The sequence below is a fragment of the Legionella tunisiensis genome, assembly GCF_000308315.1.
Taxonomy (GTDB): Bacteria; Pseudomonadota; Gammaproteobacteria; order Legionellales; family Legionellaceae; genus Tatlockia; species Tatlockia tunisiensis.
Genome location: NZ_CALJ01000184.1, coordinates 1 through 10,162 on the forward strand (window position 1 = coordinate 1; position 10,162 = coordinate 10,162).

Genomic DNA, 10,162 nt, shown 5'->3' on the forward strand with positions numbered 1-10,162 from the left:
TTAACCAATGCCTTTACAAATTGTGGTATTATACCTCGCCGTTATCGCGATCCTCTGTTAGCCTACCAGGTTGCTTGCAATCAGGCAGGCGCAGATGATTTAATCGTAGTTTATGGTTCGTTTATCACTGTGGGCAATGTGCTATCTGCAGTATATTCCCCTAAAACTGAGGAGATAGAATGAAACTAGTATTAGATGAACGAGTTAAACATCGCATTATAGGCCTTGCTGTTATCTTATCAATAGGGGCTATTTTTGCTCCTGCAATTGTAAAAAAATCCAATCAGCGTTTTGATGGAAATGTTAGCGTATCCGTTCAGTTGCCGCCTAAGCCTCTGCCACCAAAAGTTGCTATGCCCGATGAGAAAGCAATGTTTGGTACCGTTAAAGTTGCCCATGTTGAATTACCTGCACTGCCAGATGAAAAAACGATAGTGAAAGTTGCTAAAGCGGAGCCGCTTAGCCCAATGGCTGATGTTAGAATGCCTGTTGTAGCTAAAGCAAATATTGATGCTCCAAGTTTACCAAAAGCAAAAACGACTCCGGTTTCTAAACCAGCAGTAACCAAAGTTGCGGCTAAAAAAGTTGTAAAAAATAGTCCGATGTCTAAGGCTAAGGTGGTTGCAACGAATAATAGAAAAATGGCGCCGGCTTCAGTAAAAACGTTGGTAAAAGGGCGTTATGCTGTACAACTGGCAACTTTTTCACAACAGCGTAATGCTGATTCTCTTGTATCAAAATTACGTGGCAAAGGTTATAAAGCTACTTACAATAAAATTAGTACGCGTGAAGGCACTGTTTACAAAGTAATCGTAGGGCAAACTGATAAAAAAGAGCAAGCCCGGATTTTACAAAAACAGTTAGCCAGCGTTATGCAGATCAATGGTTTTATTGTTGAGACAGGAGTTAGCTAGTCATGCCATGGGACTGGGTAGATTTAGTGATTGTGGGGATTATCGCTTTATCAGTTATCACCGGTTTAATTCGAGGTTTTGTTAAAGAGTTAATTGCTATTGGTGTGTGGGTTCTAGGAATTTGGTTAGCGTTCAATTACTCGCAAAACCTCGATCCCTGGCTGCAAAAATTCATTCAAGATAAAACAGCAAGGAAGATAACGGCATTTATTGTGATCTTACTCGGCACCTTAATTACTGGCGGCATAGCAAACGCTTTACTTGGTTTTATTTTGAAAAGCACGGGATTAAGTGGAACAGATCGTATATTAGGCATGGGCTTTGGTTTTGTTCGCGGGGTATTTATTGTTGCATTGATTATGGTTGTAATAAAAATGACCTCTTTGCCCTATGCGCAGTATGCTGGTAATTCAAAATTATATGCCAAATTTGATCCAGTCGTTGACTGGTTATATGGTTTAATGCCGGGTTTGATAGATCGAGTAAAAGGATTAGAGACACCAGATTCGTCGGAAAGTCTTACGCAGATGTCTGGTGATTTTGAGTTATCTGAAGCCTGAGCTTATTAATTTTTAGGGTAGTGTAACTTTCTAAGGCTGTGGTGAGCTAAAGGCTACAAGTCCCTGTGTGCGGAACCAATGCCTATCTTCCTCATAAAAGTATGGTTTTAGTTTCGGGATATCCTGAATATTTTCATAGTCAATTGTTACAAAATAACGCTTGCCGCCAATATAAAATTCTTTTGTATTTCGCGAAGGGTTTACTAAAATATGGCCTTTGGGTATAAATTGAAACAATTTCTCAATAAAACTCACGATCTCTTCTTCTTTTTCTATTCCATTGCGAACGCCTAAAAGGTAGGGGACAAAAGCAGTATCAAAAATTGGTTTTTCTTTACTTACAATTTTATCAATTGTTCCAACATTAAATTGTATATTTTTATCTAACTCAAAATTGTCTTCAATTTTAAGTTCAATAGCGCGGCGCACTAAATTTAGCATGTAGTGGATATATGCACGTCGTAATAGATTAGGGTTAATGGCCCAAAATAAACTATTTCTGTATTTTCCAGAGGGTAAGGTAATTAAAGGCGGATACCAACAGGTGAGTGCTGTAAATAATTCCTCAATTGAAGGATAGGGCTCACTTTTGTCATTATATTCTTTGTAATGATAATATTTTTTAAAAGCCTTCATCCAGGCGATGGTTACCGGATCTTTGTCGTAGACAGTAATTGATTTTGCTCCAGCCTGCGCAAATAAAAAACTACTATTACCATAACCAGGGATGACTAAAACATTTTTTCCCTCTATATCAGTTCTAATATTATATCGTCCCTTACTATTTTCGAATAAAGTAGATGACAGATATCTTTCAGCGCCCATAGGATATATTTGAACTTCTTTATTGTCTGAAAGTCTTGTTACGCGCCGCTCTAGGATCCAGTTTTTTCTTGTTTGCTTAAAATGGTTTCATTGGCAGGCATAGAGAGTTCCTTTAGAGATAATCATAAATATAATTGATGTTTCTTTATGTAATGCAACACTGCTTCAGGCAAATAAGTGCTTAGATCTTTCCCTTCACTCAGTTTCTTACGTATCTGCCTGGAAGAAATATTAAAGCTGCCGGCGTCATAACGATAGATAAGACCATGAGAGGTCTTCGTCAATGTTTTACCATCATAGGTTTCATGCTGTGCAAGTAATTTTTTATCTCATTGGGAATCACCGCGTTATCTGATCCACAACGCTTTATAACCAGTAGATTAGCGAGTGTTAGTAACTGTTGCCAATTATACCACTGAGGTAATTGGTTAAAGCTGTCAGTACCAAGTAATAGGGTGATGGGCAACTCATTCCCCAGCTCAAGGCGAAAATTTTGCAAACTATGAACCATATAAGAAGGAGAGTCGCGATTCAATTCACTTAAATTAATTTCAAAATTTTGATTTAGAGTTTGTATGGCAAGTTCTAACATATCAATGCGTTGTTTTGCTGTGGCGGTAGGTTCTTTTTTAATACAGGAATTTTACAAGGTAGGAAAATAAAGCGTTCGAAATTAAAATGATTTTGAACATTAATGGCAGTTTTTATATGGCCATTATGAATGGGATCAAAAGTGCCGCCGTAGATAATTAAATTATGCACAACAACCTACCTGCTTTCCTAAACAAAGCGAGAGAGTAATCAGTTCAAGGGCGTGCCAAATTTGGCTGTTTTGGTTTGATTTTATGCGCTCGTCAGTGAGTTTACAAAATTGCAGTAGAGATTGTAGGATATCCAAATTAGCTTTTTTTAGCGCTGTTTGGTAGAGCCTGCTACGTTGCGACCATATTTTTAATTGGTTACAAGCTGTATTAAAAGGAACTGATTGTCCGATTAATTCAACTAATTGAATTAATTGGCGAATTTCTTGAGTTAGTAACCAAAGAATTAAGGTGGGCTCAGTCTTGGTATTGTAGGCATGACGAAGAATTTGAATGGCTTTATCCGCTGAGCGGGATAAACAGGCGTTCGCCAAGTCAAAGAGCTGGTAATCACATTGATCAACCAATTGTTCTCTTACCATTTCTGAGGTTAGCACACCGTCTTGCTCTGTTATTAATTCAAGCTTGGTAATAACTTGGTCACAGGCAAGCATATTACCTTGAGTATATTGATGAATTAAGTTGGGAATTTGCTGGTCGAATGTTATTTTTTTCTTGTAAACGCTGCTTAATCCAATACAGCATTTCTGAATTTCCAAAGGGAAAAACTTGGACGATATGAGCATTATTATGAGGTGTGAGCCATTGTAACTGTTTAAGTGGTAAATTAGGGGCACGCACCAGCAGTAAACACCGAGGGTTCATGTTTTGTATATAGTTACTTAAAAATTCTTTACCTGCAGGATCTAGTGTTTTCTTTTCATAACGCACATCAATTAACACGTTATGAGCAAATAAGGAGTAACTATTGGCTTCTTCACTCAGTTGTTCCCAATCCGTCGGGTTATTAATTGGCAGAATGCTTTCTTCATAATCGTCTTTATTGGGGGGGTACCATGCCTGCTTGATTGAGTTAGCTGCATTGTTAAGCAAGAAACAATCCTGACCAATGATAAAATAAAGCCCTGATATTTTTGAGCTAAATGTGACGTTAATGCTTGTTGTTTAATGAGCATATTGATGTCTTAGATTCGTTGTTTGGAGTATCTAAGTGCTTTACAGCTATTTTCTACTCAGCCTATTGATTATTTGCATGGCGGCATCACGCCGCATTTCACTGTATAGCAATGTTTCTTCAGAATCCGAGCCTAATATTCTGTCATTATTTACGGTTAACTGTCTAGTTGATATGACATGATTGGAAGGAATAATCGTGTTACCTTGCCTACTAACGAGGCTAAACTGCACATCATAAAGAAGTTGATATTGCCTAGGTGCGGTGCTGGCGCTGACATTAGTAATTTGTTGCAGGCTGCTATCTTTTTCAATTATTAATAAATAGTCCGCCTGGGTTACATTTGGACTTACTCTAATATTATAGGCTTGTAACTGATCTTTTAGCAGGGGCCCTAAATCCCGATGGGCATTTTGGATAACAATAGCGACGTTATTAAGCCAGGGCGGCATGTCAACCATACCGCGCAAATGAAAGCCACAAGCAGTCAATAAGAATAAAAACGCCCAACTTAAAGACCATTTTTTAGCATTAGCTGACAACCAAATTAATCAATTGGCGATGAGTAACAACCACTGCTTTTTTAATTGTCTTTCCTTCCAGAAAAGCTTTTGTATGCTGTTTGGCCAAATCAATCAGTACATCTTCAGCAATATCATTATCGGCTGTAAATTGGGCTCTTAGTTTACCATTGATCTGCACCACATAATCTACCTCATCACTTTTTAAAGCGCTTTTGTCAACCTTAGGCCAAGGAGCATCAATAATTGCTTTTTCAAACCCGAGTTGCTGCCATATATGATGGCAAATATGGGGGGTAATGGGGGCTAAAAGACGAAGAAGAATACTCATTCCGGAATGGAGGAAGTATTTATCATCTTCATTTTGTAGCTCGTAACTGGAGAGTTCATTAAAAAGTTTCATGCAACTAGAAACAACCGTATTGAATTGATGACGCTCATAATCATTGTTTGCTTGGGCTAAAATCTGGTGTACGACCAACCGAGATTTTTTAAACGATTTTGAGCATGTTGCCAATCGACATGACCATTACCACCCATAATGGCATCGTTAATATCAATAAATAACTGCTGGTGCTGGTAAGCGAAAGCCCAGATGCGTTTCAGGAAACGATGCGCCCCTTCAACTGCTGTATCAGACCACTCTAACGATTGCTCGGGTGGTGCGGCAAACATTACAAACAAACGTGCTGTATCGGCACCGTAAGTGTCTATTAGGTGGTTAGGATCTACGACATTGCCTAAAGATTTAGACATCTTATGACCATCTTTGAGAACCATACCTTGTGTCAGTAAAGCCTTAAAAGGTTCATCAGAATTAACTAAACCTTCGTCACGCATTAATTTGTGGAAAAAACGAGCATATAGTAAATGCATAACAGCATGCTCGATACCACCGATGTATTGATCGACTGGTGTCCAATATTTTGCTCTATCATCAAGCATAGCGTTGTCTTGCCCCTTGCAGGCAAAACGAGCGTAATACCAGGAGGACTCAACAAACGTATCAAATGTATCTGTTTCCCGTGTTGCATCTTGCCTGCATTTAGGGCATTGAGTCTGAACAAATTCGCTACATTGAGCTAATGGTGAACCGTTACCAGTGAATTGAATATTGTCTGGTAAAGTGACAGGTAACTCATCTTCAGGGACAGGAACAATACCGCATTCCTCGCAAAAAATCATTGGAATTGGAGTGCCCCAGTAACGTTGACGAGATACTCCCCAATCGCGCAGTCTATAATTAATTGTTGTTTTACCCGCATCGTGGGTTTCAAGATAATTAGCTATCTCTTTTTGGGCTTCAATAGAAGATAAACCATCAAATTGCCCTGAGTTTATTAATTGGCCTTCCTGTGTAAAGGCAGATTGTTTGTAATCATGAGAACCGTCAAAAGGTTTGATGACTTCTTTCATTGACAGTTTATATTTTTTAGCAAACTCCCAATCCCTCTGATCATGAGCAGGTACAGCCATCACAGCACCAGAACCATATTGCATAAGTACGAAATTAGCAACCCAAATAGGGACTTCAAGGCCTGTAATGGGATGAATGGCAGTCATACCTGTATCAATCCCACGTTTTTCCATCGTTGCAATATCAGCCTCAGCCATGCGAATGCCTTGACAGCTATCGAGGAAGGTTTGCACTTCTGGATGTTTACTTGCTGCTTCTTTGGCTAGCGGATGGTCAGGAGCTACTGCCAGATAAGTTACTCCTAATAGAGTATCCGGACGCGTCGTATAAACTTTTAATCGCTTAGCAAATTCTTGTACTTTGAAACTGATTTCGCAGCCTTCAGAACGCCCAATCCAATTTCGTTGCATTTGCTTAACTTGAGCTGGCCATTCATCCAAAGTATTTAGATCGTTCAGTAATTCGTCAGCATAAGTAGTGATTTTAATAAACCATTGTGAAATTTCACGACGTTCAACCAGGGCACCTGAACGCCAGCCGCGACCATCAACAACTTGCTCGTTAGCAAGAACAGTTTGGTCTACGGGATCCCAGTTCACTACGGCATTTTTCTTATAAACTAGTCCTTTCTCATATAATTTGATAAAAAACCATTGTTCCCAACGGTAATAATCAGCATCGCAGGTAGCAATTTCGCGCTTCCAGTCATATGCATTACCTAAGCGTAGGAATTGCTCTTTCATGGAGGCTATATTCTTCTTTGTCCATTCAGCAGGATGGATACCGTGTTTAATTGCTGCATTTTCTGCCGGTAAACCAAAAGCATCCCAACCAATAGGTTGCAATACATTTTTACCTAATGCGCGCTGATAGCGCGCAATAACATCGCCCAGAGTATAGTTACGAACATGCCCCATATGCAGGGTACCGCTGGGATAAGGAAACATGGATAAGCAGTAAAATTTTTCTTTATTTAAGTCTTCGGAAACATTAAACGATTGTTTTTTAAGCCAATACTGCTGGGCTTGTTCTTCAATTTCTTGGGGTTTATAGCTGTTATCCATAGTTAATTAGTTATATTTCAGTCAGGTCGGTAAGGATAACGCCTCTTGTGCTTAGCAGCAATAGGTTAGTGATTTACTTTGCGGTGGCGAATACGATAAATCATATAAATAAACACCAAAAAAACGGCAAATAAGAGACTTGGCAGATCACCAAAATACGCCCAGGGAGTCATACCAGTCATCGGGACTAAGGTTGTTCTTAATATGCCTGCACTAAAGGCGGAGAGGGACGCTGTAATTTCTCCATGGGTATTAACGACAGAGGATAGACCGTCGTTATTGGCAATGATTTGATAACGGGCTGTCTGCAGTGAGCGTACTTGTGCCATTTGTTGTTGCTGATACATAGCTAAAGAATGTCCAAACCAACCATCGTCACTAATCGATACAATCCACTCAGCTTGTGGAAGTTGATGACGTAATAAATCACCATAGGCTAATTCGTAACAAATTAAAGTTGCCATAGCATGATGTCCTATTTTAATCAGGGCTTGGTTAGCACCCCCTGGCTTTAAATTCGCATCAGGGATTGCTAGCCAGTTACTAATCTGTTGGAAAGGTTTAGGTATATATTCACCAAAAGGTACAAGGTGTTGTTTTAGATAAAATCCTTTCGCATTTCCCAAACTGATTAAAGCGTTGAAATAATAATTTTCATCAATTGTAGTGGGTTTGGGAATACCCAGCATTACAGCACTTCCCGCCTGTTTAGCTTTAACATGTATGTCGGCCAAAAAATCACCAATGTAACTTGGTGGCAAAGGAATGGCAGACTCCGGCATAACAATTAACTGAGTGCCTAATAGTTTTTCAGTATCTTGTTTGTAGCGCTGCAATAATTGCCAAAATAAATTCTCATCCCACTTGTCGCGCATTGATAAATTAGCCTGGATAACGCCTACTGATATAGGGGTAGAATTTTCTTGCGCCCAATTTTATATTTCAACAAGGAAGGGCATAGCAGTAAGCCAACAAACGCGATTAAACACAATGAACGTCGTATGCCACTAAGCTGTGTGCTGGTAGCCAGTATTGTGGCCGCAAAACAGGTTAAAAACCCAACCCCCATAGACACCAATTATGGGTAATAAATATTTAGTAGGGGCATCAAATTGGCCAAAACCCAACAATAACCAGGGGAAGCCACTTAAGCATGTTGAGCGCAGATATTCTGTTAAAATCCACAACGCACTGAATAAAAGACAGGATAAGAAAGTGAAACGAGGAATAGCCAGTTTTTAAAAATCAGCGCCATCAGCGCAGGAAATAAAGAAAGATAAATTAAGAAGCATAAAGTAATCAGAGCAGCAAGCACGCTATGAAGATGTCCATACTCATGTATACTGACAAATACCCAGGAAATCCCTAGGCCAAAATAACCTAAGCCAAGAAAAAGACCATCCCAAAAAGCTTGTTGATTTTGTTCTTTCTCCAGCTGAGCATAAAAAAGGCGAGGCTTAAAATGGCTGCGCCAGGCAGGTGAAAAGGGGCAAAACTTAAAGGAAGTAATAATCCAAATAAAAAGGCACGCAGAAGATGGCTATAACTAATAGCTCTTGTCGAAATAAACGCCAGTCTTTGTACTGAGGTTGCCCGAGTCATATCTTTTACGTACTTAAATGAAAGCGACGATAAAATACTAATTGTTAAAGGTCAAGATTTTTACAAATAAATCATTTAGGTTGGGTGTATTCAAAAACCATTTTTTAGTGTACGATGACGACTCGTTTTACAAAGGAGAAGGAATAATATGTACAACGTTATGATCACTGGCGCTGGGAAAATTGGAAGTTTAATTGCCTGCTTGCTAGCCAATAGTGGTGACTATCAAGTTCATTTGGCTGATGTGGAGTTTTCTGGAACTGATGTTACTCGTTTATTGCAAGCGATGCCAGAAATCAAAACAATTGCTCTTGATGTTAAAGATCAAGAGGCTACACAGGCTTATTTGCAAAAAAATAATATTATTGCGGTGATTTCAAGCCTTCCTTATTTTTTAAATACTCATGTTGCCAAAGCTGCGAAAGCCGCGAAATCACATTATTTCGATCTGACTGAAGATACCTCTGTTACTGAAGCGGTAAAAGCGATTGCGGCGAATGCTTCGACTGCTTTTGTGCCTCAATGTGGACTTGCACCTGGTTTTATTAGTATCGCAGCAAACAGTTTAATGAAAGAATTTGATCATTGCCATCATGCTAAATTGCGTGTTGGCGCACTACCACAGCGTGCTAGTAATGCGTTACATTATTCGCTCACATGGTCAACTGACGGGGTTATTAATGAATATGGTAATCCTTGTTATGGAATTGAAGGTGGGAAGCCTGTTATTTTAAAACCTCTTGAAGGCTTAGAGTCTATACAAATTGATGGCTCTGAATACGAAGCATTCAATACATCGGGTGGTTTAGGTAGTTTGGCTGCGCTTTATGAAGGAAAAGTTCAGACGTTAAATTACAAAACCATGCGTTATCCTGGGCATTGTGAAAAAATGCGTTTGTTAATGAACGATCTGAAATTGAACGAAGATCGTGATACGTTAAAACGAATTCTAGAACGAGCTATTCCTAAGACTTATCAGGATATCGTGATGGTTTATGTGACTGTGGAAGGTATTAGACAAGGTGAGTTAAGCGAAAAAAGTTATATTAAAAAAGTATATCCAGCGACTATTCGCGGTTTGGAGTGGTCGGCTATTCAAGTTAGCACCGCATCCGGTGTTTGTGCAGTAGTGGATTTGGTATTAGGACAAGCCAATGAATACCGTGGTCTAGTTTTACAGGAAAACTTCCGTCTGGATGATGTATTGGCCAATCGTTTTGGTCAGCATTACGCTTAGGAGAATGGCATGGATTTATTAAAACATTTAAATATCAATGAAATTAACCCTGGTGCCTTCAGTGGCCAGGGATGGCAAAGCCAGATTGGTGCTAGTCGCTTACCCTCGTTTAATCCTGCAACTGGTGGAAAACTGGCTGAAATTGCGACCTGTTCATCGTACAACTTCGTATAATGTATGCTATACGAAGTTATTACGAAACATGGATAAGCAGTAAAATTTTTCTTATTTAAGTCTTTCGGAAAC

The 10,162-nt window shown here is 39.3% G+C and carries 11 protein-coding genes and 5 pseudogenes; 6 read left to right on the forward strand and 10 right to left on the reverse strand.

Annotated features, from left to right (window positions below; genetic code table 11):
* The 3 genes and pseudogenes from BN58_RS31735 to BN58_RS11115 form a co-directional block, all read left to right on the forward strand.
* Nucleotides 1-183, forward strand: a pseudogene (locus tag BN58_RS31735) (hypothetical protein); the annotation flags it as partial.
* Complete coding sequence (locus tag BN58_RS11110) at nt 180-914, forward strand: SPOR domain-containing protein (protein ID WP_019216893.1); 735 nt, start codon at nt 180-182, stop codon at nt 912-914. The pseudogene BN58_RS31735 and the gene BN58_RS11110, both read left to right, overlap by 4 nt.
* Before the next feature lie 2 nt (nt 915-916).
* A complete protein-coding gene (locus BN58_RS11115; protein WP_019216894.1) occupies nt 917-1,474 on the forward strand; it encodes a CvpA family protein in 558 nt (185 codons plus the stop codon).
* A 30-nt stretch (nt 1,475-1,504) separates the two neighbouring features.
* Here BN58_RS11115 and BN58_RS24445 read toward each other — a convergent pair.
* From BN58_RS24445 to lnt, 8 genes and pseudogenes are all read right to left on the reverse strand, one after another.
* Nucleotides 1,505-2,400: pseudogene (locus BN58_RS24445) on the reverse strand (ABC transporter permease).
* 21 nt (nt 2,401-2,421) lie between these two features.
* On the reverse strand, nt 2,422-2,583 hold the full coding sequence (locus BN58_RS30885) for a hypothetical protein (RefSeq protein WP_156812485.1): 162 nt from the start codon (nt 2,581-2,583) through the stop codon (nt 2,422-2,424).
* Nucleotides 2,580-3,061: pseudogene (gene nadD, locus BN58_RS28495) on the reverse strand (nicotinate (nicotinamide) nucleotide adenylyltransferase). The gene BN58_RS30885 and the pseudogene nadD overlap by 4 nt, the downstream one beginning before the upstream one ends.
* A complete protein-coding gene (gene holA / locus BN58_RS33980; protein ID WP_232220544.1) occupies nt 3,054-3,659 on the reverse strand; it encodes a DNA polymerase III subunit delta in 606 nt (201 codons plus the stop codon). The pseudogene nadD and the gene holA overlap by 8 nt, the downstream one beginning before the upstream one ends.
* Nucleotides 3,556-3,993, reverse strand: coding sequence for a hypothetical protein (locus BN58_RS33985; protein ID WP_232220545.1), 438 nt, complete (start codon nt 3,991-3,993; stop codon nt 3,556-3,558). Before BN58_RS33985 ends, holA begins: the two co-directional genes overlap by 104 nt.
* A gap of 129 nt (nt 3,994-4,122) precedes the next feature.
* Nucleotides 4,123-4,617 carry an LPS-assembly lipoprotein LptE gene (locus BN58_RS11135; RefSeq protein ID WP_019216896.1) on the reverse strand — a complete coding sequence of 165 codons (495 nt, stop codon included), beginning with the start codon at nt 4,615-4,617 and terminating at the stop codon, nt 4,123-4,125.
* Nucleotides 4,607-7,077 (reverse strand): annotated as a pseudogene (gene leuS / locus BN58_RS24460) (leucine--tRNA ligase). The gene BN58_RS11135 and the pseudogene leuS overlap by 11 nt, the downstream one beginning before the upstream one ends.
* 65 nt (nt 7,078-7,142) lie before the next feature.
* Nucleotides 7,143-7,952, reverse strand: a complete 810-nt coding sequence (gene lnt, locus BN58_RS33990; RefSeq protein ID WP_019216897.1) for an apolipoprotein N-acyltransferase — start codon at nt 7,950-7,952, stop codon at nt 7,143-7,145.
* A 48-nt stretch (nt 7,953-8,000) separates the two neighbouring features.
* Between lnt and BN58_RS33995 the strand changes: the two genes are divergently transcribed.
* Nucleotides 8,001-8,165, forward strand: coding sequence for a hypothetical protein (locus BN58_RS33995; RefSeq protein ID WP_232220547.1), 165 nt, complete (start codon nt 8,001-8,003; stop codon nt 8,163-8,165).
* Between the two features lie 30 nt (nt 8,166-8,195).
* Here the strand turns inward: BN58_RS33995 and BN58_RS34000 are convergent.
* Together BN58_RS34000 and BN58_RS34005 are read right to left on the reverse strand one after the other, a co-directional pair.
* Nucleotides 8,196-8,264: pseudogene (locus BN58_RS34000) on the reverse strand (hypothetical protein); the annotation flags it as partial.
* Nucleotides 8,252-8,596 (reverse strand): hypothetical protein, encoded by a 345-nt coding sequence (locus BN58_RS34005; RefSeq protein WP_332247964.1) that lies wholly within the window; start codon nt 8,594-8,596, stop codon nt 8,252-8,254. The pseudogene BN58_RS34000 and the gene BN58_RS34005, both read right to left, overlap by 13 nt.
* Nucleotides 8,597-8,827: 231 nt before the next feature.
* Between BN58_RS34005 and BN58_RS11150 the strand changes: the two genes are divergently transcribed.
* Nucleotides 8,828-9,916, forward strand: coding sequence for a saccharopine dehydrogenase family protein (locus tag BN58_RS11150; RefSeq protein WP_026069421.1), 1,089 nt, complete (start codon nt 8,828-8,830; stop codon nt 9,914-9,916).
* A 9-nt stretch (nt 9,917-9,925) separates the two neighbouring features.
* Nucleotides 9,926-10,090 carry a hypothetical protein gene (locus BN58_RS30895; protein ID WP_019216901.1) on the forward strand — a complete coding sequence of 55 codons (165 nt, stop codon included), beginning with the start codon at nt 9,926-9,928 and terminating at the stop codon, nt 10,088-10,090.
* Nucleotides 10,091-10,162 lie beyond the last annotated feature (72 nt).